The 23,324-nt window shown below is 70.2% G+C and carries 19 protein-coding genes and 1 pseudogene; 13 read left to right on the top strand and 7 right to left on the bottom strand.

The window, feature by feature from the left end; genetic code table 11:
- Positions 1-56: 56 nt before the first annotated feature.
- Positions 57-248, top strand: a complete 192-nt coding sequence (locus AB0B35_RS03445) for a hypothetical protein (protein WP_361040132.1) — start codon at positions 57-59, stop codon at positions 246-248.
- A gap of 380 nt (positions 249-628) precedes the next feature.
- Here AB0B35_RS03445 and AB0B35_RS03440 read toward each other — a convergent pair.
- Both AB0B35_RS03440 and cofD read right to left on the bottom strand, forming a co-directional pair.
- Positions 629-1,360 (bottom strand): annotated as a pseudogene (locus tag AB0B35_RS03440) (coenzyme F420-0:L-glutamate ligase); the annotation flags it as partial.
- 43 nt (positions 1,361-1,403) lie between these two features.
- Positions 1,404-2,366, bottom strand: coding sequence for a 2-phospho-L-lactate transferase (gene cofD, locus AB0B35_RS03435; RefSeq protein WP_361040129.1), 963 nt, complete (start codon positions 2,364-2,366; stop codon positions 1,404-1,406).
- A 58-nt stretch (positions 2,367-2,424) separates the two neighbouring features.
- Here cofD and AB0B35_RS03430 point away from each other — a divergent pair, with 58 nt between their 5' ends.
- Together AB0B35_RS03430 and AB0B35_RS03425 are read left to right on the top strand one after the other, a co-directional pair.
- A complete protein-coding gene (locus tag AB0B35_RS03430; protein WP_361040126.1) occupies positions 2,425-4,962 on the top strand; it encodes a bifunctional FO biosynthesis protein CofGH in 2,538 nt (845 codons plus the stop codon).
- Between the two features lie 320 nt (positions 4,963-5,282).
- Positions 5,283-5,540, top strand: coding sequence for a WhiB family transcriptional regulator (locus AB0B35_RS03425; protein WP_120316911.1), 258 nt, complete (start codon positions 5,283-5,285; stop codon positions 5,538-5,540).
- 102 nt (positions 5,541-5,642) lie between these two features.
- Here AB0B35_RS03425 and AB0B35_RS03420 read toward each other — a convergent pair whose 3' ends face one another.
- Complete coding sequence (locus AB0B35_RS03420; protein WP_230686544.1) at positions 5,643-6,023, bottom strand: metallopeptidase family protein; 381 nt, start codon at positions 6,021-6,023, stop codon at positions 5,643-5,645.
- A gap of 186 nt (positions 6,024-6,209) precedes the next feature.
- On the opposite strand from AB0B35_RS03420, the gene AB0B35_RS03415 reads away from it, so the two are divergent.
- Positions 6,210-6,572: a DUF3499 domain-containing protein gene (locus tag AB0B35_RS03415; RefSeq protein ID WP_361040123.1), complete on the top strand. Its 363-nt coding sequence runs from the start codon at positions 6,210-6,212 to the stop codon at positions 6,570-6,572.
- Between the two features lie 299 nt (positions 6,573-6,871).
- Here AB0B35_RS03415 and AB0B35_RS03410 read toward each other — a convergent pair whose 3' ends face one another.
- Together AB0B35_RS03410 and AB0B35_RS03405 are read right to left on the bottom strand one after the other, a co-directional pair.
- Entirely contained in the window at positions 6,872-8,215 is a 1,344-nt protein-coding gene (locus tag AB0B35_RS03410; protein ID WP_361040120.1) for an FAD-dependent oxidoreductase, read from the bottom strand.
- Positions 8,212-9,558 (bottom strand): aspartate aminotransferase family protein, encoded by a 1,347-nt coding sequence (locus AB0B35_RS03405; protein WP_361040117.1) that lies wholly within the window; start codon positions 9,556-9,558, stop codon positions 8,212-8,214. The genes AB0B35_RS03410 and AB0B35_RS03405 overlap by 4 nt, the downstream gene beginning before the upstream one ends.
- A 268-nt stretch (positions 9,559-9,826) precedes the next feature.
- Here AB0B35_RS03405 and AB0B35_RS03400 point away from each other — a divergent pair, with 268 nt between their 5' ends.
- Positions 9,827-11,065: a spermidine/putrescine ABC transporter substrate-binding protein gene (locus AB0B35_RS03400; protein WP_361040114.1), complete on the top strand. Its 1,239-nt coding sequence runs from the start codon at positions 9,827-9,829 to the stop codon at positions 11,063-11,065.
- 75 nt (positions 11,066-11,140) lie between these two features.
- Here the strand turns inward: AB0B35_RS03400 and AB0B35_RS03395 are convergent, their stop codons facing one another.
- Positions 11,141-11,620, bottom strand: a complete 480-nt coding sequence (locus tag AB0B35_RS03395) for an Lrp/AsnC family transcriptional regulator (protein WP_360522928.1) — start codon at positions 11,618-11,620, stop codon at positions 11,141-11,143.
- A 293-nt stretch (positions 11,621-11,913) separates the two neighbouring features.
- Here AB0B35_RS03395 and AB0B35_RS03390 point away from each other — a divergent pair, with 293 nt between their 5' ends.
- From AB0B35_RS03390 to AB0B35_RS03360, 7 genes are all read left to right on the top strand, one after another.
- The gene (locus tag AB0B35_RS03390; protein ID WP_361040111.1) at positions 11,914-13,398 is read left to right on the top strand and encodes a gamma-aminobutyraldehyde dehydrogenase; all 1,485 of its coding nucleotides are present in this window, start codon (positions 11,914-11,916) and stop codon (positions 13,396-13,398) included.
- Positions 13,399-13,444: 46 nt separating this feature from the next.
- Positions 13,445-14,680, top strand: a complete 1,236-nt coding sequence (locus tag AB0B35_RS03385; RefSeq protein WP_361040108.1) for a spermidine/putrescine ABC transporter substrate-binding protein — start codon at positions 13,445-13,447, stop codon at positions 14,678-14,680.
- A gap of 4 nt (positions 14,681-14,684) precedes the next feature.
- Positions 14,685-15,770 (top strand): ABC transporter ATP-binding protein, encoded by a 1,086-nt coding sequence (locus tag AB0B35_RS03380; protein ID WP_361040105.1) that lies wholly within the window; start codon positions 14,685-14,687, stop codon positions 15,768-15,770.
- Position 15,771: 1 nt separating this feature from the next.
- Positions 15,772-16,695, top strand: a complete 924-nt coding sequence (locus tag AB0B35_RS03375; RefSeq protein WP_360522211.1) for an ABC transporter permease — start codon at positions 15,772-15,774, stop codon at positions 16,693-16,695.
- Positions 16,695-17,528, top strand: a complete 834-nt coding sequence (locus AB0B35_RS03370; protein ID WP_361040102.1) for an ABC transporter permease — start codon at positions 16,695-16,697, stop codon at positions 17,526-17,528. Before AB0B35_RS03375 ends, AB0B35_RS03370 begins: the two co-directional genes overlap by 1 nt.
- Before the next feature lie 151 nt (positions 17,529-17,679).
- Complete coding sequence (locus AB0B35_RS03365; RefSeq protein WP_203689414.1) at positions 17,680-19,092, top strand: FAD-dependent oxidoreductase; 1,413 nt, start codon at positions 17,680-17,682, stop codon at positions 19,090-19,092.
- Positions 19,093-19,181: 89 nt separating this feature from the next.
- A complete protein-coding gene (locus AB0B35_RS03360) occupies positions 19,182-20,444 on the top strand; it encodes a saccharopine dehydrogenase C-terminal domain-containing protein (RefSeq protein ID WP_361040099.1) in 1,263 nt (420 codons plus the stop codon).
- Between the two features lie 426 nt (positions 20,445-20,870).
- Here AB0B35_RS03360 and AB0B35_RS03355 read toward each other — a convergent pair whose 3' ends face one another.
- Complete coding sequence (locus AB0B35_RS03355; protein ID WP_361040096.1) at positions 20,871-21,548, bottom strand: 4'-phosphopantetheinyl transferase superfamily protein; 678 nt, start codon at positions 21,546-21,548, stop codon at positions 20,871-20,873.
- Between the two features lie 208 nt (positions 21,549-21,756).
- Between AB0B35_RS03355 and AB0B35_RS03350 the strand changes: the two genes are divergently transcribed.
- Positions 21,757-23,286, top strand: a complete 1,530-nt coding sequence (locus AB0B35_RS03350; RefSeq protein WP_361040094.1) for a TROVE domain-containing protein — start codon at positions 21,757-21,759, stop codon at positions 23,284-23,286.
- The last annotated feature ends 38 nt before the right edge of the window (positions 23,287-23,324 follow it).

Raw genomic sequence — 23,324 nt, 5'->3', positions numbered from 1 at the left:
GGGCCCGGTATTCATCGGAGCATCCCGCGCTGTGACGTTGGCGGACTCTGATTGTCATGCTCGACCTTCTCCAGCTGGGCGATCGCTCTACTGAGTTCGGACTCAACCTCAGTGATGCGTGCAGCGGCCCGCATGTCTGCGTCAGAGTAGTTTTCGACGATCCGTTCAAGCGCAAGGGCGAGGCCCTCGGCTACCCGAAGTTGGTACTCCGCATTTACGCGATGCTGAGCCAGTACTTGACCTACTGAGGCCCGCGCGGCTCGTCCCTCGGCGCAGTCCAGGGCCAGGCAGAATCGAACTCCATAACCCAGCTGGCGCCGTGCGGTAGTCAGGCCTGGGCGTAGGGCTTCGTCGGTGTCTCGGCGCAGGTCGGTACGGACCTCCCGTAGACCAGCGAGGTCGACGGTTAGCCTCCCCGGTACACGTTGTTCAGGCATGCTTCCCTCCCCAAAGAAGCGCGCAATGGGGACGTCTCCGGTACCGATCGATCCACACCCGCCGGAGTCACGTCTGCGGGCAGGGTAACGGATTGACCACGCTGAGCACAGCCCTTACCGGCCGACCTGTGGATAACTCAACGAGCGCCTGTGGATCAGCCCTGGCCGAGCGCCTCCGCCCGCCCTTGCTCCCGCGCCTCCGCGGTACCGAGCGAGAACAGGTCGTGCTCCGCATCCCGCACCAGCGTCGGTACCACCCCGCTGCTGTCCCGCGTGGACGTGAGCAGCCCGCGTACGACCGCGACCGGCACCCGATCCACCTTCCCCTTCACGAGCTCCGCAGCCGCCGCCAACTCGTCCACGACCGCCATCTGCGTGATCTGCAGCTCGTTGCCGTACGGATCCGTCTCCCCACGGTGGTCCCGCAGCGGCTCGATCCCCGCACACCCCAGGGCGACATCCGTCAGCCCGTTACGCCAAGGCCGCCCCATGGTGTCGCTGACGATCACAGCCACGTCGAGCCCGTACCGCTCCCGCAGCGCCTCACGCAGCGCCCGCGCGGACGCGTCCGGGTCGACCGGTAGCAGCACGAGCTGGGACCGGTCGACGTTGGAGTTGTCGATCCCGGCGGACGCCATCACGAACCCGTGATGCGTCTGCACGATCCGCGTATGCCCCCGCGTGGCCACCGCCCGGGCGGTCTGCGACCGCAGCACCTGCTCCCGCGCCGCCTCCCGCTCTGGCCCCCCGACGGGCACCGAGGCCAGCGAACCCTCCGACTTCGACACGATCTTGCTGGTGACGACGAGGATGTCCCCGTCGGCGAGCCACGGGGCCGCGCCGACGATGAGCTTGGCCAGATCGTCACCGGGCTGCACGTCCGGGATGCCCCGGACCGGGTGCACGCTGAAACCGTCGATCATGCCGCCACCTCGTTGCGCTCGCTGCCGTGACCAGTGTGCTCGTTCACGCGACGCCGCCCAACTCCAGCGCTGCGCGAACCATGGCGGCGGTGGCGTCGTCGTCGGTCATCCACAGGGGCACGGCGCGCACACGTACGCCGGGGACGTCGGTGGCGGCGTCGGCGGTGTCGACGAGCCAGCCGTCGAGCACGCCACCGGCGGTGCGGGCGCCGAGCAGGCGGCCGACGCCCTGGGCGGAGCATTCGACGTCCACGGCGGACAGGCATTTGTCGGCCATGCCGCGTACGGGGCTGCCGCCGATGATGGGGGAGACGCCGACGACGGGGGCGGAGCCGCTGACGAGGGCGTCGCGCAGGGCGCTGACGGCCAGCACGGGCGCGATGGACACGACGGGGTTGCTGGGGGCGAGCAGCACGATGTCGGCGGCCTGGAGCGCGTCCAGCACGCCCGCGGCGGGTTTGGCGGTGTCGGCTCCGACGAAGCGGAACTGCTTGGCGGGCAGCGCGGCGCGGTGGCGTACCCACCATTCCTGGAAGTGGATCGCCTGGTCGCCGCTGCCGTCCTCGGCCGCGACCACGACGTGGGTTTCGAGCCGGTCGTCGGTGGCGGGCAGCAGCGTGATGCCGGGCTGCCAGCGGTCGCAGAGCGCGGCGACGACGGCGGACAGCGGGTAGCCGGCGTTGAGCATGCGGGTGCGGACCAGGTGGGTGGCGATGTCGCGGTCGCCGAGGCCGAACCAGGTGGGCTCGGCACCGTACTTGGCCAGCTCCTCCTTGACGGTCCAGGTCTCGCCCGCGCGGCCCCAGCCGCGTTCGGGGTCGATGCCGCCGCCGAGGGTGTACATGACGGAGTCGAGGTCGGGGGTGATGCGCAGCCCGTGCATCCACACGTCGTCGCCCACGTTGACGACGGCGGTCACCTCGTCGCCGGTGGCGCGGGCGTGGGCCCGCACTCCGGCGAGGAAACGCGCGCCGCCGATGCCACCTGCCAGCACCACGATCCGCATGGCGACATCCTCCCGCACCGCGGGAGGCCGACGGGGCCAGGGTCGTAGGCTGGCCTCCATGTCCAGCGAGGTCGTTGCCCAGCCGGTGGTCGGTTCCGCGGAGATCAGCCGTGCGCTCAAGCGTGCGGCGGCGGGGAAGGCATTGGACGCCGCGGAGGCTACTGCGCTGCTCAGTGCCTCGGGGGCGGCGTTCGACGAGCTGCTGGCGCTGGCTTCGGGGGTACGCGACGCGGGGTTGCGCGACGCCGGCCGGCCGGGCGTGATCACGTACTCGAAGAAGGTGTTCATCCCGCTGACGCGGCTGTGCCGTGACCGGTGCCACTACTGCACGTTCGCGACGGTGCCGCACCGGCTGCCCGCGGCCTACCTGGACCGGGACGAGGTGCTGGCGATCGCCCGGCAGGGCGCGGCGCTGGGTTGCAAGGAGGCGCTGTTCACGCTGGGTGACCGGCCGGAGGAGCGGTGGCCGGCGGCGCAGCAGTGGCTGACCGAGCGGGGGTACGCGTCCACGATCGACTACCTGCGGTCGGTGGCGATCGCGGTGCTGGAGGAGACCGGCCTGCTGCCGCACCTGAACCCGGGCGTCATGAGCTGGGCGGATCTGCAGCGGCTGCGGCCGGTGGCGCCGAGCATGGGCATGATGCTGGAGACGACCGCGACGCGGCTGTGGTCGGAGCCGGGCGGTCCGCACTACGGCTCGCCGGACAAGGAGCCGGCGGTGCGGCTGCGGGTGCTCGCCGACGCGGGCCGGGTCGGGGTGCCGTTCACCACGGGCATCCTGATCGGCATCGGGGAGACGCACGCCGAGCGGGTCGACGCGATCTTCGAGATGCGCCGCAGCGCCCGGGAGTACGGGCACCTGCAGGAGATCATCGTGCAGAACTTCCGGGCCAAGCCGGACACGGCGATGCGCTCCACTCCCGACGCGTCGGTGCTGGACCTGGCCGCCACGGTCGCGGTGACGCGGCTGCTGATGGGGCCGGGCATGCGCATCCAGGCCCCGCCGAACCTGATCGGCTCGTCAGAGCCGACCGGCAAGCAGAGCGACGCCTCGTTCGATTTGCTGGTCAAGGCCGGGATCGACGACTGGGGCGGGGTGTCGCCGCTGACGCCCGACCACGTGAACCCGGAGCGGCCCTGGCCGCACCTGGACGAGTTGGCCGCGCTGACCGCCGCCGCAGGGTTCGAGTTGCGCGAGCGGCTCACGGTGTATCCGAACTACGTGCGCGGCGCCGAGCGGTGGCTCGACCCGCGGCTGCACCCGCACGTGCGAGCCCTGGCCGACGAGCACGGCATGGCCGTCGCGGACGCGCCGGTGACCGGCCGCCCGTGGCAGGAGCCCGAGGTCGAGGGCGGGGTCGGCCGCGTCGACCTGCACCGCGAGATCGACGCCGAGGGGCGCACCGGCGACCGGCGCGGTGATTTCGACACGGTGTACGGCGACTGGAACGCGGTCGGTGAGGCGGCGGCCGCCGGCGTGGGCCCCGCGGTCAGCGTGGGGGCGCTCGCGGCGGGGCTGCGGATCGCCCGGGAGAACCCGGCGGCGCTGCTGGAGCCGGTGCACGAGGAGGCGGCGCTGGCCCTGCTGCACGCCGACGGGGCGGCGCTGGACGAGCTGTGCGGCATCGCCGACGACGTACGCCGGGACACGGTCGGCGACGACGTCACCTATGTGGTCAACCGGAACATCAACTTTTCGAACGTGTGTTATGTGGGCTGCCGGTTCTGCGCGTTCGCGCAGCGTGAACGGGACGCCGACGCGTACCGGCTGAGTGTCGAGCAGGTCGCCGACCGGGCCGAGGAGGCCTGGCGCGACGGCGCGACCGAGATCTGCGTGCAGGGTGGCATCGACCCGCAGCTGCCCGTCTCGGTGTACCCGGACCTGGTGCGCGCGGTGAAGGAGCGGGTGCCCGGCATGCACGTGCACGCCTTCTCGCCGATGGAGATCGTCACCGCGGCCGCCAAGGCGGGCGTGTCCGTGGCGGACTGGCTGACCCGGCTGCGGGACGCGGGCCTGGACACCATCCCGGGCACCGCCGCGGAGATCCTCGACGACGAGGTGCGCTGGGTGCTGACCAAGGGCAAGCTGCCCACCTCGGCCTGGGTGGAGACCGTCGAGACGGCGCACCGGCTGGGCATCCGATCCAGCTCCACGATGATGTACGGCCACGTCGACCATCCGAAGCACTGGCTGGGCCACTTCCGGGTGCTGGCGGGGCTGCAGGACCGCACCGGCGGCTTCACCGAGTTCGTGGCGCTGCCGTTCGTGCACACCAACGCCCCGATCTACCTGGCCGGCATCTCGCGCGCGGGGGCGACCTGGCGCGAGAACCGGGTGGTGCACGCGATGGCCCGGCTGCTGCTGCACGGGCGCATCCCCAACATCCAGTGCTCCTGGGTGAAGCTGGGCGACGAGGGCACCGTGGCCATGCTCGACGGCGGCTGCAACGACCTCGGGGGCACTCTTATGGAGGAGACGATTTCCCGGATGGCCGGATCGGCGCACGGCTCGGCCCGTACGGTGGAACAGCTGCACGCCATCGCCGCGGCCGCCGGTCGGCCCGCCCGCCAGCGCACCACAAGTTACGTGCGCTAGCAGCTCACTCCTGTCCGAAGGTCGTCAGCACCCTGCCGTCAAGCCCGACACGCCAGCAGAATTTCGCCACGACACGCCCGACATGCCGTCACCGGTTTCGGGTCTGAATCGATAGGGCAGTGGCGGGACGGTGAAATGCCGAACCGAACGGCCCTGCCGGGCGTGTACCAGAGTCAGCTTGACGGTGCACGTAGGACACGCGTGTAATTTTGCGTGGGGCTGGAGGTAGCGGCATCCACAAAACCGCCTATGTGGACCAACGCTCTCCAGGTGGGGGGTTGCGCCGGTCGTGACCGGCGCGCAATAAGGAGGCAGCGGAGATGGACGGTCGCCCCGTCGTGGCGGATCTGCTGGGCAACGCGCCCGAGTGGCAGGAGCACGCACTGTGCTCCCAGACTGACCCGGAGGCGTTCTTCCCCGAGAAGGGTGGTTCTACCCGCGAGGCCAAGCGCATCTGCTCGCGCTGCGAGGTCAAGTCCGAGTGCCTGGAGTACGCGCTGTCGCACGACGAGCGCTTCGGCATCTGGGGCGGACTGTCCGAGCGCGAGCGGCGCAAGCTCAAGCGCCGCGCGATCTGAGACTTTCGAGCGCTGCCGGCCCGTGGGGGCGGTCCGGCAGCGCTCCGACAAGCACCACGGCCGCTCCGGCGGGCGCCTCAGGCAGGCCCGGAGCCGCGTCGGCTACGCGAGATCGTCCGGGTTCAGGCCCAGCAGGTTGGCGACCTGCTCCACGATCACGTCCCGCACCAGCTCGCCCAGGTCGTCCCGATCTGAGGCCCGGAACTCCAGCGGACGCCGGTAGACCACGATCCGCGGCGGCACCCCGTGCCGTCCCGGCCGTCCCGGCAGCAGCCGCGCCAGCGGCACCCGCCCGTCCTCCAGCACGTCCGAGTCGTAGACGTTGAGGTCCGGCGGCACGTCCTCGACCGCGAACTCCACCCCGGCCAGCTCGGTCGCGAAGCGCGCCTCGAGCGACTCCACCGTGTCCAGCACCAGCTCGTCGAAGACCTCGGCCTTCGTCCGGGCCAGGGGCACGCTGGCCGGCACCAGCCGACCGCGCATACCCCTGCCGTGGCGGTCGCGTCGGCGGCGGGCGGCGGTGGGGCGGCGGCGGGCGGGACTGGTCACCCGGCAAATGTATCCCCGAGCGCCAGTGCCGGTACCCGGTACGGGGCCGTGATCCTTCCCTCGGCGTGTCGCGGCGCAACCGGCGTGCCGGTGCGCGGCGGGGCGCTAACGTCACACGCCGTGAGGTCTCCACGGCGTTGCTCCCGTAACGGCTGCCCCCGGCAGGCGGTTGCAACGCTGACCTATGTCTATGCGGAGTCCACGGCGGTGGTCGGCCCACTCGCCGCGTACCAGGAGCCGCACACGTACGACCTGTGCGAACCCCACGCCCTGAGCCTGACGGCCCCCCGTGGCTGGGACCTCGTCCGCCACGACGGCGAGTTCGAGCCCCCGCCGCCCACCACCGACGACCTGGTGGCCCTGGCCGAAGCGGTCCGCGAGGCAGCCCGCCCCGCCCCCCGCCAGCCCGCCCCCGAACCGCCCCACAACGCCCCGCCCACCCCCGGCCGCCGCGGCCACCTCCGCGTCATCCCCCCGTCCTGAGCGGCGAAGGAAGGGCACCTTCCCATCGCTATCCGTAGAGGAAGGGCACCTTCTTAACGTCGGAAGGGGTGCTGGCAGGCCGTTCGTCGGCGTAACCGCGAGCAAGCGCCGGCGCGAGACCGACGTCCACGGCGTGGCGGCGCTGGATGCCCGCGATGGCGGGTTCGGCTTTGCCGCCATGATCGCTGTTTTGGGTCAAAAGGTGAGGTCAGACCGCAGATTCTGACCCGAAACAGCGATCATGCGCAGCAGGGCGACGGGCGGAGCGTTGGCAAGGGCACCTTCTATGACGCGGAGCGTTAAGAAGGTGCCCTTCCTTCAAACCGGTCGAGGGCGACGACGGCGCGCAGGGCGGTGTTGATGCCGAGCCAGCGGAGGGGTTCGGGCTCCCAGCGCGGTGAGCGGTGGTTGACCCAGGGCAGGACGGTCAGCGAGGACTCGGTGCCGGTGATCAGGTCGGCGAGAGTGCGGCCGGCGAGGTTGGTGGCGGCGACGCCGTCGCCGACGTAGCCGCCCGCCCAGGCCAGGCCGGTGGACCGGTCGAGGCCGACCGAGGGGTGCCAGTCCCGGGTGATGCCCAGCGGCCCGCCCCAGGCGTGGGTGATCTTCGCGTCGCCCAGGGCCGGGAACAGCTCGACCAGGGTGTTCCGGAGTGCGAGGTGCACCGAGGGCTCGTTGTCGAAGGGCGGGCGTATCGCCGAGCCGTAGTGGTACGGCGCGCCGCGCCCGCCGAAGGCGAGCCGGTCGTCGGCGGTGCGCTGGCCGTAGATGACCAGGCGGCGGTGATCGGTGAAGGTCTCCCGCCGGTCCAGTCCCGCCTCGTCCCAGAAGGACTTCGGCAGCGGCTCGGTGGCGACCATCAGCGAGTAGATCGGCACCACGGCACGCCGGTGACCGGGCAGGCTCGCCGTGTAGCCCTCGGTGGCCCGGACGACCGTGTCGGCTCGCACCGTGCCGTGGTCGGTGCGCACCGCGGCACGGTGCCCGCCGACCGCGGTGCGCCCCGCGCCCGGCATGATCTCCAGCACCCGGGTCCGCTCGTAGATCGCGACGCCGAGTCGCTCGACGGCCAACGCCAGCCCGCGGGCCAGCCGCAGCGGGTGCACCGCCGCGCAGTGCGGGGACCAGGTGGCCCCGTGCACCGCGGTCGCGCCGCACCGGTCGAGCGCCTCGGCCCGGTCGAGCAGCCGCAGCTCGAACCCGTACGACGCGGCCAGCTCCGCCTCGGCCCGAGCCCCGCGCCACTGCGCCGCGGACCGGGCCAGCCCCAGCGTTCCGCCCTTGTCCCAGTGGCAGTCGATGCCCTCGGCGGCGGCGGCCCGGCCGACCTCGTCGACGGTGTCGATCATCGCCTGCTGGAACGCGATGGCCGCGCCGCGCCCATGCAGCTTCTCCAGCTTCGGCAGGGGAGTGGGCAGCAGCCCGGAGCACCAGCCGCCGTTGCGGCCCGACGCCCCGAACCCGGCCTGCTCGGCCTCCACGATCGCGATCCGCAGTCCGGGATCGGCCTGGCGCAGGTAGTACGCCGTCCACAGGCCGGTGTAGCCCGCGCCCACGATCGCCACGTCGACGTCGAGGTCGCCGGGCAGGGGCGGGCGGGGCGCGACGGCCCCGCCCGCGGTGTCGAACCACAGGGACGTCACAGCAGTGACGAGGCCCGGGTCAGCACATCCCGCAGGATCTGCTCCATCTCGTCGAACTGCTGCTGGGTGGCGGTCAGCGCGGGGGAGAGCTGGATGACCGGGTCGCCCCGGTCGTCGGCGCGGCAGTACAGCCCCGCCTCGAACAGCGCCGTGGACAGGAAGCCGCGGATCAGCCGCTCGGACTCCTCGGCGTTGAACGTCTCCCGGGTCGTCTTGTCCTTGACCAGTTCGATCCCGTAGAAGTAGCCCTCGCCGCGCACGTCGCCGACGATCGGCAGGTCGTACAGCTTCTCCAGGGTGGCCCGGAACGCGGGCGCGTTCTCCCGCACGTGCCCGACCAGGCCCTCGCGCTCGAACACGTCCAGGTTGGCCAGTGCGACCGCGCAGCTGACCGGGTGCCCGCCGAACGTGATGCCGTGGGCGAACATCTGCCCGTCGGCCAGGAACGGCTCGATCAGCCGGTCACTGGCGATCATCGCGCCGAGCGGGGAGTATCCCGAGGTCATGCCCTTGGCGGTGGTGATGATGTCGGGCTGGTAGCCGTAGTACTGGGCGCCGAAGTACTCGCCGAGCCGGCCCCAGGAGCAGATGACCTCGTCGGACACGAGCAGCACGCCGTAGCGGTCGCAGATCTCGCGTACCCGCTGGAAGTAGCCGGGCGGGGCGGGGAAGCAGCCGCCCGCGTTCTGCACCGGCTCCAGGAACACCGCGGCGACGGTCTCCGGGCCTTCGCGCTCGATCGCGCGGGCGATCTCGTCGGCCGCCCACACGCCGAACGCCTCGTAGTCGTCGCCGTGCTCGGGGGCGCGGTAGAAGTTCGTGTTCGGCACCTTGATGCCGCCGGGCACCAGCGGCTCGAACTCGGCCCGGAACGCGGGCACGCCGGTGATGGACAGGGCGCCCATCGAGGTGCCGTGGTAGGCGAGGTAGCGGCTGACGACCTTGTGGCGCAGCGGCTGGCCGACCTTCTTGAAGTAGGAGCGGGCGAGCTTCCACGCGCTCTCCACGGCCTCGGAGCCGCCGGTGGTGAAGAAGACGCGGTTCAGGTCGCCGGGGGTCAGCTCGGCGATGCGGTCGGCGAGTTCGATGGCCTTCGGGTGGGCGTAAGACCAGAGCGGGAAGTAGGCCAGCTCGTGCGCCTGCTTGGCGGCGGCGTCGGCCAGTTCGGCGCGGCCGTGGCCCGCGTTGACGGTGAACAGGCCGGCGAGGCCGTCGAGGTAGCGCTTGCCGTTGCTGTCCCAGACGTACGTGCCCTCGCCGCGGACGATCGTCGGCACGCTGCCCTCGCGGTACGCGCCCATGCGGGTGAAGTGCATCCAGAGGTGGTCGGTTTCCTTGCCCATCGTGAGGCCTCACTCATCGGTACGTTGCGGCGTTGCCTACGGTTATCGCACACGTAGTCGAGATGCAGCAACCCTCTCCGTAGTATTTTCGCACGACGGCTACGGATTTCGTAGTGCGTCGGCAACCGGGCCGACATCGTTGGGCGGTAACGGGCGGTTTGTGAGCTGCCGCACCTCAGCGGGCAGGTGGCGGGTCGATTTCGGCACAATTGCGGGTCACCCCTTTACCCCTCCAGGCTCTCAGCCTGCCCAGCGAGAGGTGCCTAGATTGCGCGCTCGTCCTCTGTCGGCTCCGGCCCGCGCCCTGCTCGCGGCCACCACCGCGACCCCATCGCGCCGGCGCGTGCTGCGCGGCGCCCTGGCCGGCGGCGCGCTCGCCGCGACCGGTGGGGTCATGGCCGCGTGCAGCCCCAGCGGTATGGCTCCCCAGGCGGGGGCGTCGACCCGGCCCGCGTGCAAGGCCACCGACGTCTCGGCGAGCGAGCGCAAGGTGTCGTTCGGCAACTGGGTGCAATACCTGGACGTCGACTCCAACGACGAGAAGCGCCACCCGACGCTGGCCGCCTTCAAGGCGCGCACCGGCGTCGACGTGTCCTACACCGAGGACATCAACGACAACAACGAGTACTACGGCAAGATCCGTGCGCAGCTCGCGGCCTGCCAGAGCATCGACCGCGACATCGTGGTGTTCTCCGACTGGATGGTCAACAAGTTCATCCGCAACGGCTTCGCGCAGGAGCTGGACCCGGCCAAGACGCCGAACTACCGGCGCAACCTGCTGCCCTCGCTCAAGGCCCGCCCGTACGACCAGGAGCTGCGCTTCGCGGTGCCGTGGCAGTCCGGGCTCACCGGCTTCGCGGTCAACACCCGCGTCGCCAAGGAGGTGCGCACCGTCGACGAGCTGCTCACCCGCCCCGACCTCAAGGGCAAGGTCAGCGTGCCGATGGAGATGCCGGACACGATGGGCCTGCTCATCGCGTCGCTCGGCAAGAACCCGGCGGCGTTCACGCCCGAGGACTTCGACGCCGCGCTGGAGAAGCTGCGCAAGGCCGTCGAGTCCGGGCAGATCCGCCGCTTCACCGGCAACGAGTACGTCCAGGACCTGGCCAAGGGCGACGTCGCCGCGGCGATCGCCTGGTCCGGCGACGCCCTGCAGCTGGGCCTCAACGACGAAAAGATCAAGTTTGTGTCGCCGGAGGAAGGCCTGCTGATCTGGTCCGACGCGGCCGTGATCCCGGTGACCGCGACGCACGCGAGCAACGCGATGTCGCTGCTCGACCACTACTACGACCCGAAGGTCGCCGCCGAACTGGCCGCGTGGGTCAATTACGTCTGCCCCGTCGCCGGCGCGCAGGACGAGATGGTCAAGATCGACCCTGAGCTGGCCGAGAACAAGCTGATCTTCCCCGACGACGCCATGCTCGCCGGCGTCAAGGCGTTCGCCCCGCTCGGCGAGGCCGAGGAGAAGGATTACCAGGCGAAGTTCTCCGCCGTCATGGGCGTCTGACGCCTTCCGGCGCCCAAGCACGCAGTCCCGCCTGGATGACCGTCCGGGCGGGACTGCGTGCGGGTGAAGCCGGGGTCAGGCGGTGCCCCAGGAGTACGTCTGCTTGCGGAGTTTGAGGTAGACGAAGACCTCGGCGCCGATCACGCCGTCCACGGCGCGCACCTCGTGCAGGATCTCCAGCAGGTGGTCGTCGTTGCGGCAGACCGCCTCCAGCAGCAGGTCGTACGACCCGGCGGTGATCACCACGTAGTCGACCTCCTCGATCTCGGAGATCCGGTCGGCGATGCCGTCCAGGTCGCCCGTGGTCTTCACGCCGATCATCGCCTGGCGGCCCAGCCCCAGCTGGAGCGGGTCGGTGACCGCCACGATCTGCATGACGCCCGCGTCGATGAGCCGCTGTACCCGTTGTCTAACGGCCGCCTCGCTCAAGCCGACCGCGCGGCCGATGGTCGCGTACGGTCTGCGGCCGTCCTCCTGCAACTGCTCGATGATCTGCTTCGCGATGTCGTCGAGGAGCGCGTGGTTGGCGTGGTTGAGTTGAGGGTGTCGGCGGATGACAGCGCGCGATGCGGCGGAGTCGGCGGGCGTCGGCAATGAGGCCTCCTGGGGCGTACGCAGAGGGGGATCGCGAGGGAGATGATCCGGCCCGGGCATCGTATCGCTACGAGGCAGACGATTCCGGCACTTGGCGGGCAGGCTTGTAACGGAAACGTCATCAACTCGCGATGTTGGCTGCCGGAATTCGTAGTCGCACCCCAGATTCGCCACGGAATCCCTTGTCATGTGGCGCACGTCATGTCACGATCGTCGCGCCACGGGTTGTTAACCATCTGACAGTGGGAGGCGATATGAACGGCTTTTCGCCGAATGTCATCGGTGAGCGTTTCGCCGATGGGACGTCGGGTGAGCGGTTCACCGTGGTCAACCCCGCCGACGGTAGCACCGTCGCCGAGTACGGACTCGCTGGTCAGGAAGATGTGGACGCCGCCGTCGCGGCCGCGCGGGCGGCTTTCCCGGGCTGGTCGGGCGCGACGCCCGGCGAACGCTCGGGCGCGCTGCACCGCCTGGCCGGGCTGCTGAGCGAGCGGGCCGCGGATTTCGTGGCCGCGGAGGTGGCGCAGACCGGCAAACCGGTGCGCCTGGCTACAGAGTTCGACGTGCCGGGGACCATCGACAACACCGCCTTCTTCGCCGGAGCGGCCCGCGACCTGCAAGGCAAGGCGGCGGGGGAGTACTCCGCCGACCACACCAGCTACGTGCGCCGTGAGGCGATCGGCGTGGTCGGCTCGATCTCGCCGTGGAACTACCCGCTGCAGATGGCGGCCTGGAAGATCCTGCCCGCCGTCGCGGCGGGCAACACCATCGTGCTCAAGCCCGCCGAGCTGACCCCGCTGACCAGCGTGATGTTCGCGCGGGCCTGCCTGGACGCGGGCATCCCGGCCGGGGTCGTCAACGTGGTCACCGGGCGCGGCCCGGTGGCGGGGGCGGCGCTGGTCGCCCACCCCGAGGTGGACATGGTCAGCTTCACCGGCTCGACGGCGGTGGGCCGGGGCATCGGCGCGACCGCCGCGGGCGCGGTCAAGCGAGTGCACCTGGAGCTGGGCGGCAAGGCCCCGTTCCTGGTGTTCGACGACGCGGACGTGGAGGCCGCGGCGCAGGGCGCGGTGGCCGGCTCGCTGATCAACTCGGGGCAGGACTGCACCGCCGCGACCCGCGCGTACGTGCAGCGCCCGCTGTACGACCGGTTCGTGGCCCGGGTCGCCGAGCTGTTCGAGGGCGTCCGCGCCGGGGACCCGCTGGACCCGGCGACCGACATCGGCCCGCTGATCAGCCTTGCCCAGCGCGACCGGGTGGCGGGGTTCGTCGACCGGGCCCGCGCGGCGGGTGCCAAGATCGTGGCGGGCGGCCGGGTGCCCGAGGGTCTGGCGCACGGCGCCTACTACGCGCCCACCCTGGTCGTCGACGCCGCGCAGGACAGCGAGATCGTCCAGCAGGAGGTCTTCGGCCCGGTGCTGGTCGTGCTGCCGTTCGACGCCGATGATGAGGGTGTGGCGCTGGCCAACGACACGCCGTACGGCTTGGCGGCGAGCGTGTGGACGCGCGACGTGCACCGGTCGCTGCGGGGCACGCGTGAGTTGCGCGCCGGATGTGTGTGGGTCAACGACCACATCCCGATCATCAGCGAGATGCCGCACGGGGGTTACCGTCGCTCCGGCTTCGGAAAGGACATGTCCACGTACTCGTTCGACGAGTACACCCAGATCAAGCACGTCATGTACGACATCACCGCGGTCGCCGCGAAGCCGTGGCACCGCACCGTCTTCAGTCAGTAAGTGATATCTGCGCCTGTACACCCCTCTGGCAGTGAAGGAACGTTCGATGGCTCGTCGCATACCACTCTCCCCGCAGGCTCAGGCAGTGCTGGCGGCCATGCCGTCGCGCCGAACCGTGTTGCGCGGGGCTCTCGCCGGAGGGGCGTTCGCGGTGGCCGGCGGTGCGCTCGCCGCCTGCGGCACCAAGGGCACCAACAACGGCAACGCCGGCCCGTCGGCCGGCCCGCTCTGCACCGTCGCCGACGTGTCGGCCACCGAACGCAAGATCGCCTTCTCCAACTGGCCCGCCTACATGGACGAGGACGAGAAGAACCCCGAGGTCCACCCGACGCTGGTCGCCTTCAAGGCCAAGACCGGCATCGACGTCACCTACACCGCCGACATCAACGACAACAACGAGTTCTACGGCAAGATCCGCACGCAGCTCGCCGCGTGCCAGCCGATCGACCGGGACATCGTGGTGTTCACCGACTGGATGGCGGCGACGTTCATCCGCAACGGCTTCGCGGCCAAGTTCAACGCAGACAAGGTCGCCACGTTCAGCAAGAACCTGGCCCCGTCCCTGCGCAGCCGCCAGTTCGACCCGAACATGGAGTACGCCGCGCCGTGGCAGTCGGGCCTGACCGGCATCGGCGTGAACACCGCGGTGACCAAGGAGGTGCGCACGGTCGACGAGCTGCTGACCCGCCCCGACCTCAAGGGCAAGGTCACCTGCCTCACCGAGATGCACGACACGATGGGCTTCATGCTCCTGTCGATCGGCAAGGACCCGGGCAACTTCACCACCGCCGACTTCGACGCGGCGCTGGAGAAGCTGAAGGCCGCCGTGGCCTCGGGCCAGATCCGCCGCTTCACCGGCAACGACTACGTGCAGGACCTGGCCAAGGGCGACATCGCCGCCTGTATCGCGTGGTCCGGCGACGTCATCCAGCTCGGGTTCGAGAACGACAAGATCAAGCTGGTGACGCCGGACGAGGGCATGATGCTCTGGTCGGACAACATGCTGATCCCGATCACCTCGCCGCACGCGGCGAACGCGATGGCGTTGATCGACTACTACTACGATCCGAAGGTGGCCGCCGAGCTGGCCGCGTTCGTGAACTACGTCTGCCCGGTGGCGGGCGCGCAGGAGGAGATGGTCAAGATTGACCCCGACCTCGCGCAGAACCCGCTCATCTTCCCCGACGCCGCGATGCAGTCGAAGATCAAGATCTTCAAGCCGCTGACCGAGGCTGAGGAGAAGGAGTACCAGGGCAAGTTCCAGGCAGCGATCGGGGCGTGACAGGTTGACCGACCAGGACCTCTGCATCGAGAACGTCACCAAGACGTTCGGCGGGTTCACCGCCGTCGACGACCTCACCCTGACCATCCCGGACGGCTCGTTCTTCGCGCTGCTCGGGGCGTCGGGCTGCGGCAAGACCACCACGCTGCGCATGGTCGCCGGACTGGAGGAGCCGAACGCCGGGCGGATCACGCTCGGCGGGCTGGACATCACCCGGATGCGCCCGTACAAGCGGCCGGTCAACACGGTGTTCCAGAGCTACGCGCTGTTCCCGCACATGAGCGTCGAGGACAACGTGGCGTTCGGCCTGCGCCGCAAGGGCGAGAACCGGGCGGAGACCCGCCGCAAGGTCGCCGAGATGCTCGACCTGGTCCAGCTGGGCCAGTACGGGTCGCGCCGCCCGGCGCAGCTGTCCGGCGGGCAGCAGCAGCGGGTGGCGCTGGCCCGGGCCCTGGTCAACCAGCCCGAGGTGCTGCTGCTCGACGAGCCGCTCGGCGCGCTCGACCTCAAGCTGCGCCGCCAGATGCAGATCGAGCTCAAGCGCATCCAGACCGAGGTCGGCATCACCTTCGTGCACGTCACGCACGACCAGGAGGAGGCCATGACCATGGCCGACACGGTCGCGGTGATGCAGGCGGGGCGGATCGAGCAGCTGGGCGCGCCGGCCGAGATGTACGAGTTCCCGGCGTCGGCGTTCGTGGCCAACTTCCTCGGCCAGTCCAATCTGATCAAGGCGGAGGTCACCGGCCAGGTCAACGGCCACGTCACGGTCGACGCGCACGGCAACCGGCTGGCGGTGCCGGCGGGCCGGTGCCGGGTCACGTCGGGCACGGCTCTGCTGGGCGTACGCCCGGAGAAGCTGCACCTGGCCGACGGCCTGGACACGGTGCCCTCGGGCCACGCGGCGGTGCGGGGCGTCGTCACCGACGCGTCCTTCACCGGCGTCTCCACGCAGTACCTGGTCCGCGCCCCGTGGGGCAGCGAGCTGACGGTGTTCGTGCCCAACTCCGGCATCGCGAACCCGGCGCTGCCCGGGACCGAGGTGGCGGTGCACTGGTCGCCCGCCCACTCGTTCCTCGTGGGGAGCTGACGTGGCCGCCCTGCTGCCCACGGCGTCGGGCACCCCCGCCGCCGCCACCGAGATCCCGGTCGAACCCCCGGCCGGGATGCGGCGGCGCAAGTGGATCCCGTACGCCCTGCTGGCCCCCGGTCTGCTCTGGCTCGCGGTGTTCTTCGTCTACCCGGTGTTCCAGCTGGTCATGGCGAGCCTGTGGGACCCGAGCGGCTCGGTGGAGACCGGCTACACGTTCGCCTGGGCCTTCTCGAACTATGCCGACGCGTGGGAGATGTTCCACGTCCAGTTCCTGCGCTCGCTCTGGTACGCGCTGATCACCACGGTGGTCTGCGTGCTGCTCGGCTACCCGCTGGCGTACGCCATCGCGATCAAGGGCGGGCGCTGGAAGAGCCTGATGCTGGTCGGCGTGATCGCGCCGTTCTTCACCAGCTACCTGGTGCGCACGTACTCGTGGAAGGCGATCCTGTCCGACAGCGGGCCGGTGGTCGACTTCCTGAAGTGGGCGCACCTGCTCGGACCGGACGGGCGGCTGCTGGCGACCGAGTTCGCGGTGATCGCGGGCCTGGTCTACAACTTCCTGCCGTTCATGGTGCTGCCGCTGTACGCCAGCCTCGACAAGCTGGACGTACGGCTGCTGGAGGCCGCGCGCGACCTCTACCACGGGCCGGTGCGCAGCTTCTTCCGCGTGACACTGCCGCTGTCCATGCCGGGCGTCATCGCGGGCACCCTGCTCACCTTCATCCCGGCCGCCGGTGACTACGTGAACGCGCAGCTGCTGGGCGGGCCGAACACGCAGATGATCGGCAGCGTGATCCAGTCGCGCTTCCTGATCGTCAACGACTACCCGATCGCGTCCGCGCTGTCGGTGATGCTCATGGCGACGATCCTGGTGCTGGTGACGATCTACGTCAGCACCGCGGGCACCGAGGAGGTGGTCTGATGCACGGGTTCTGGCGCTGGCTCGCCGAGAAGTGGGTGCTGCTGCTCGGGTTCGTGCTGCTGGCCTACCTGTTCGTGCCGATCGCCGTGGTCATGCTGCTGTCGTTCAACCAGCCCGCCAGCCGCAACACGACGTACGTGCTGGACCTGGAGACGTTCCAGTTCACCTGGAACAACTGGACCGACATCTGCGGTGCGGCCGGCATCTGCGACTCGCTGATGCGCAGCATCTACGTGGGCCTGTCGGCGACCGTGATCGCGACCATCCTGGGTACTTTGATCTCGTTTGCCCTGGTTCGCTACCGGTTCATCGGCCGGGGCAGCACCAACACGCTGATCTTCCTGCCGATGGCCACCCCGGAAATCGTCATGGGAACGTCGTTGTTGACCCTGTTCATAGGGCTGCAGATTCCGATGGGCTTCTTGACGATCCTCATCGCGCATGTCATGTTCTGCATATCGTTCGTGGTGGTCACCGTGAAGGCACGGCTGGCCGGGCTTGATCCGAGGCTGCAGGAGGCGGCGATGGACCTGTACGCGACGCCGTGGCAGGCGTTCCGTCTGGTCATCCTGCCGCTCGTGCTACCCGGCATCGTGGCCGCCGCCCTGCTGGCGTTCTCGCTGAGCTTCGACGACTTCATCATCACCAACTTCGTCACCGGCACCAGCGACTACACCACCTTCCCCATGTTCATCTGGGGTTCCAACCTGCGCGGGATCCCGCCGCAGGTCAACGCCATCGCCACCGCGATGTTCCTGATCTCGTTCGCGTTCGTCATCGCGGGCCAGCTGCGCACCCGTCGCCGCTCCGCCCGCCGCGCCGCGACGTCCTAGATCTCCTGACGGCCGCCGACCGGCCCCACGCCTAATCGTGGGAGCCGCTCGGCGGTCGTTTGGCATTCCTGGACATTTCGTTTGTCTAGGGATTTATAGGGAAATGAAGCCGCAAACCGGCTTCCCGGTAGTAGAAGGAGGAGATCGGCTCATGCGGGCCAAAGGATCAAAACTGTGGGCGTCGGCGCTGTCAGACACGTCGCCGACGCCGTACTGGACGGACCGGCCCTCCCGGCCGGCACCCGTGCCCCCGCTGACCAGCGCGACCACCGCGCAGCTGGCAGTCATCGGGGGCGGCTACAGCGGCCTGTGGACGGCGCTGCTGGCCAAGGAGCGCGACCCGTCGACCGACGTGGTGGTGCTCGAATCGGGGGTGTGCGGCCACGCCGCCTCCGGACGCAACGGCGGATTCTGCTCCGCGAGCCTCACGCACGGGCTCGCCAACGGGGTGGACCGCTTCCCGGACGAGATCACCGAGCTGGAACGGCTCGGCCGGGAGAACCTCGACCAGATCGAGGACACGCTGGCCAGGTACGGCATCGACTGCGACTTCGAGCGCACCGGTGAGCTGGAGGTGGCCACCTCCGCGTACCAGCTGGACTGGCTGCACGAGTCGGCGGAGCTGACCCGGTCCATGGGTTACCGCGCCGAGGTGTTCGACGCCGAGCAGGTGCGGGCCGAGGTCGACTCGCCCACGTACCTGGGCGGCTGGTGGGACCGCGACCGGGTGGCCATGGTCGACCCGGCGAAGCTGGCCTGGGGCCTGCGGCAGGCGTGCCTGACCCTGGGCGTGCGCATCTACGAGGGCACCCCGGTGCTCGGGGTGAGCAGCGGGCGCGACGGCCTGCTGCTGCGCACCCCGCACGGCGAGGTGCGGGCGGCCCGGGTCGCGCTGGCGACCAGCGCCTTCGGACCGCTCGTGCGCAAGCTCAAGCGCTACCTGATCCCGGTGTACGACTACGCCCTGATGACCGAGCCGCTGACCGCGACCCAGCTCGGTGACCTGGGCTGGCGTAACCGGCAGGGGCTGGGCGATTCGGCGAACCAGTTCCACTACTACCGGCTCACCGCGGACAACCGGATCCTGTTCGGCGGCTACGACGCGATCTACCACTTCGGCAACCGGATCGCGCCGACCCTCGAACAGCGCCAGGACACCTTCACCCGGCTGGCCGAGCACTTCTTCACCACGTTCCCGCAGCTGGAGGGACTTCGGTTCACCCACAGCTGGGGCGGGGTGATCGACACCTGCACCCGCTTCTGCGCCTTCTTCGGCACCGCCTTCGGCGGCAGGCTGGCCTACGCGGCCGGCTACACCGGACTGGGCGTCGGCGCGACGCGTTTCGGCGCGCAGGTGATGCTCGACCACCTCGAAGGGGCGTCCACGGAGCGCACCAGGCTGGACTTCGTACGGTCCAAGCCCTGGCCGCTGCCGCCGGAGCCGCTGCGCTCGCTCGGCATCCAGCTGACCCGCTGGTCGCTGGCGCGCGCCGACGAGCACCAGGGCCGGCGCAACCTGTGGCTGCGCACGCTGGACCACGCCGGGCTCGGCTTCGACTCCTGACCCACCTGTCCCGCCGACCCACCGGTGGGAAACACACCTGAATCAAGTCGTTTCGTGGCATTCGTCGCCACGATGTTGAAGGGACTTTTATGCGTATCCTGCTGGTCGGCGCTGGTGGCGTCGGCAGTGCAGCAGCCGCCATCGCCGCTCGCCGTGACTTCTTCCAGCTCATGGTGGTCGCCGACTACTCCCTGGAGCGCGCCCAACGGGCCGTCTCCGGACTGGACGACCGGTTCGTCGCGGCGCGGCTCGATGCCTCCCGCGCCGCCGACGTCGCCGAACTGTGCCGCGAACACGAGATCACGCACGTGCTCAACGCGGTGGACCCCCGCTTCGTCATGCCGATCTTCGACGGGGCGTACGCGGCGGGTGCGGACTACCTCGACATGGCCATGTCGCTGTCCCACCCGCACCCGACCGACCCGTACGCCAAGACCGGCGTGATGCTCGGCGAGGAGCAGTTCGGCAAGGCCGTCGCCTGGGAGGCGGCCGACCGGCTCGCGCTCGTCGGCATCGGCGTCGAGCCCGGCCTGTCCGACATCTTCGCCCGGTACGCCGCCGACCACCTGTTCTCCGAGATCGACGAGATCGGCGTGCGGGACGGCTCCAACATCACCGTCGAGGGCTTCGACTTCGCCCCGTCGTTCTCCATCTGGACCACCATCGAGGAGTGCCTCAACCCGCCGATCATCTGGGAACGCGAGCGCGGCTGGTTCACCACGGCCCCGTTCAGCGAGCCCGAGGTGTTCGACTTCCCCGAGGGCATCGGCCCGGTCGAGTGCGTCAACGTGGAGCACGAGGAGGTGCTGCTCATCCCGCGCTGGGTCGACGCGAAGCGGGTCACCTTCAAGTACGGCCTCGGCACCGAGTTCATCGAGATCCTGAAGACCGTGCACAAGCTCGGCCTCGACTCCACCAGGCCGGTCGCCATCGGCGGCGGCAAGTCGACGGTCATGGTCTCGCCGCGCGACGTCCTCGCCGCGCAGCTGCCCGACCCCGCCACGCTGGGCTCCCGGATGAAGGGCAAGACCTGCGCCGGCACCTGGGTCAAAGGCAAGGGCCTCGACGGCCGGGCCAAGGAGATGTACCTGTACCACGTCGTCGACAACGAATGGTCCATGCGCGAGTACGGCCACCAGGCGGTGGTGTGGCAGACCGCGGTGAACCCCGTCGTCGCGCTGGAGCTGCTGGCGCAGGGCGTGTGGAAGGGCGCCGGGGTGCTCGGCCCCGAGGCGCTCGACCCGGTGCCGTTCCTGGACCTGCTGACCGCGTACGGCTCGCCCTGGGGCATGCGTGACCAGCAGCCCTTTCGAGCAGTGACCCAGGCGGCCCGCGAGCAGATCGCCGCCTGACGCGTTGTCCCACGTCCGCTCGGGTATATCTTCGAGATGAGTCGGGATATACCCGAGCGGACGTGACGCCGGGGGAGAGTGCTTGTCTGTGTGGGTTCACATCATCTTTGATGTGGGCACATCAAAGATGATGTGAAATGCCGAGGGGATGCGTCCTCCGGTCGGAAATCCGTTGCCGCGGCGCACGGCTGGATCTAGGTTGGACCTACGTCTCCCGGTGCGCAGGCAGCGGATACTTCTTCCTCCATGGGTCGCGGGTTCGAGCCCCGCCCAGGCCTTCGGGTCCGGTAGCTCAGTCGGCAGAGCAATGGCTACGCCGCCGCCGACCTCGATCTCGGGAGACGAACACGGCACGCCCGGTGCGCAGGTAACGGCTACTCCGCTTTTAACGGGGAGGTCGCGGGTTCGAATCCCGCCCGCCGCCCGTCAGGACGGCGGTAGCTCAGTGGCCAGAGCACCAGGTCCCGGCGACGGGACCACCACGCCGTCACCGACTCGATCTCGGGCGTGCCGCGTTCCTTCCCCTTCCCGGCGGGTGACCGAGACGGAGACGCCGAGCGCCGTGACCGTGTCGCACGCGAGGCCGAGCACCGTTTCCTGGTGGCGCCAGGCGGCGACGGCCATGGTGGGCAGGCCCGGCACTGTCGCCGTCAGCGTCGCGGTGGGGGGCAGGGGCATGGGCCGGCGCAGGCCGCCACCGCGCAGCCCGATGCCGAGAGCCTTGCCGACGGCCTCCTTCGCGGTCCACAGCAGCAGAAAGTCGTCAGGGTGGCGGGCGACCCAGTCCGCCTCCGGCGTGGAGAACCAGCGCCGGGCCAGCTCGGCTGCGGGCAGGGGGCGGACCGGCTCGACGTCCACGCCCAGCGGGCCGAGATCGGTGACGGCCACGGCCGCCAGGTCCGGGGTGTGGCTGACGGCCAGGTGCAGGCCGACAGCGCCGACCACGTAGGGCCGGCCGGACGGCTCGCGACCGATCTCGAGCTGTGCGGGGTCGACGCCGAGCACCTCGCCTGCGGCGTGCTGGGCCAATTTCGCGGCGTCGACGGTGGCGGCCAACCAGATCCGGATGCCCGACATGACGACCACGATGGCACGGACTTCCACGCCGGCAAACCCTTTGCCTGCCACGGCGGACCGCGCCTACATTGATCTCCGCACCTCCCGGTGCGCGGGCCACGGCTACTTCACTGCAAATGAAGACGGCGCAAGCCGATCTCCGTCCGTGGCCGCTTCGATCTCGGGAGGCGCGTCTCCCCTCCCGTACCCCCGGATGGGTTTCGCGCGCCCGAAAACCCCTGGGGGAGGGGACATCATGGCCAAGTTCAACCTGTCGACGCTGGTGAAGCGTCCGGCCGGGGTGACCGCCGAGGGCGCGCCCGGGTTCGCCCGCGAGCCGAAGCTGGAGCTGTTCCTGCTGGCCGTGTCCAACATGGTCGGCGAGCAGACCTTTTACGAGAGCGCGGGCGACCGCGACGTCCGGTTCCGTGAGCTGGTGGCGAAGGTCGCCGTGGCGGACCCGGAGTGGTTCGCGCGGTTCGTGCCGTGGCTGCGGCTCGGGGCCAACCTGCGCAGCGCCTCGGTGGTGGCCGCGCTGGAGGGCGCGAAGGCCCAGGTCGCTGCTGGCATCCCGGGTTCGCGCGCGGTGGTGGACGCCGCGCTGCAGCGGGCCGACGAGCCCGGCGAGGCGCTGGCGTACTGGCTGTCGGTGCACGGCCGGGCGCTGCCCAAGCCGGTCAAGCGAGGGATCGCCGACGCGGCGGTGCGGCTCTACCACGAGCGCAGCCTGCTCAAGTACGACTCGGACGGCCGTGCGCTGCGTTTCGCGGACGTGCTGGAGCTGACCCACCCGAGCCCGCGCGACGCGGCGCAGGGCGAGTTGTTCCAGCACGCGCTGGACCGCCGCCACCAGCGGGGCAACCCGGTCCCGGAGGCGCTGCGGGTGCTGCGCGCCCGGGAGGAGTTGATGGCACTGCCGGTCGAGCAGCGGGCCGCCGTGCTCGACCCGCAGGCGCTGGCCGCGGCGGGCATGACGTGGGAGGCGCTCGCGGGCTGGCGGCAGGGGCCGCTGGACGCCGCGGCGTGGTCCGCGATGATCCCGTCGATGGGCTACCTGGCGCTGCTGCGCAACCTGCGCAACTTCGACCAGGCCGGGGTGAGCGACGAGGTCGCGGCTCTGGTGGCGGCGAAGCTGTCCGACCCGGACGAGGTTGACCGGTCGCGGGTGCTGCCGATGCGCTTCCTGTCGGCGTACAACGCGGCGCCGAGCCTGCGCTGGGCGTACCCGCTGGAGAAGGCGCTGCAGTTCGCGCTGGGCAACGTGCCCCGGCTCGGCGGCCGCACGCTGATCCTGATCGACACCTCGGGCTCGATGGACAGCCCGTTCAGTCGCGACGGCTCGCTGCGCTGCTGGGACGCGGCGACCATGTTCGGCCTGGCGGTGGCGGCACGGGCAGCCGACGCGACGGTGGTGTCGTTCTCCGACGACACCAAGCTGTTCGACCTGCGCCCGGGCGAGTCGGTGCTCAAGGCCGTGCAGCGGTTCAAGGAAGGCGGCTGGTTCTTCGGCGGCGGCACCGAGACCGAGCACGCGGTCCGCAAGCACCACGCGGGCCACGACCGGGTCCTGATCCTCACCGACGAGCAGGCCCACTGGCACGGCAGCGCCGACGTGGCAGCGGCCGTGCCCGCCAAGGTCCCCGTCTACACCTGGAACCTCGCGGGCTACCGCCTCGGCCACACCCCGTCCGTCGCCAAGCGCCACACCTTCGGCGGCATCACCGACGCCGCCTTCGCGATGATCGGCCTCATCGAGTCCGGCGAGTCGTCCACCTGGCCCTTTTAGAAGGAAGGGCACCTTCTTAACGCTCCGCGTAGAAGAAG

Origin of the sequence: Catellatospora sp. NPDC049133, assembly GCF_040648455.1 — a bacterium.
Lineage (GTDB): Bacteria > Actinomycetota > Actinomycetes > Mycobacteriales > Micromonosporaceae > Catellatospora > Catellatospora aurea.
Note: the sequence above shows the minus strand (reverse complement) of the source record. Positions and strands in the feature narration are given on the sequence as shown.

Excerpts from the sequence above, each read along its gene's own strand:
- AB0B35_RS03430 (WP_361040126.1), top strand. The coding sequence starts at position 2,425 with ATGTCCAGCGAGGTCGTTGCCCAGCCGGTGGTCGGTTCCGCGGAGATC.
- AB0B35_RS03445 (WP_361040132.1), top strand. The coding sequence starts at position 57 with ATGCTCGACCTTCTCCAGCTGGGCGATCGCTCTACTGAGTTCGGACTC.
- AB0B35_RS03420 (WP_230686544.1), bottom strand. The coding sequence starts at position 6,023 with ATGCGCGGTCGGCTGGTGCCGGCCAGCGTGCCCCTGGCCCGGACGAAG.
- AB0B35_RS03370 (WP_361040102.1), top strand. The coding sequence starts at position 16,695 with ATGCACGGGTTCTGGCGCTGGCTCGCCGAGAAGTGGGTGCTGCTGCTC.
- AB0B35_RS03385 (WP_361040108.1), top strand. The coding sequence starts at position 13,445 with ATGGCTCGTCGCATACCACTCTCCCCGCAGGCTCAGGCAGTGCTGGCG.
- AB0B35_RS03405 (WP_361040117.1), bottom strand. The coding sequence starts at position 9,558 with ATGGGCAAGGAAACCGACCACCTCTGGATGCACTTCACCCGCATGGGC.
- AB0B35_RS03360 (WP_361040099.1), top strand. The coding sequence starts at position 19,182 with ATGCGTATCCTGCTGGTCGGCGCTGGTGGCGTCGGCAGTGCAGCAGCC.
- AB0B35_RS03425 (WP_120316911.1), top strand. The coding sequence starts at position 5,283 with ATGGACGGTCGCCCCGTCGTGGCGGATCTGCTGGGCAACGCGCCCGAG.
- cofD (WP_361040129.1), bottom strand. The coding sequence starts at position 2,366 with ATGCGGATCGTGGTGCTGGCAGGTGGCATCGGCGGCGCGCGTTTCCTC.
- AB0B35_RS03390 (WP_361040111.1), top strand. The coding sequence starts at position 11,914 with ATGAACGGCTTTTCGCCGAATGTCATCGGTGAGCGTTTCGCCGATGGG.
- AB0B35_RS03350 (WP_361040094.1), top strand. The coding sequence starts at position 21,757 with ATGGCCAAGTTCAACCTGTCGACGCTGGTGAAGCGTCCGGCCGGGGTG.
- AB0B35_RS03365 (WP_203689414.1), top strand. The coding sequence starts at position 17,680 with ATGCGGGCCAAAGGATCAAAACTGTGGGCGTCGGCGCTGTCAGACACG.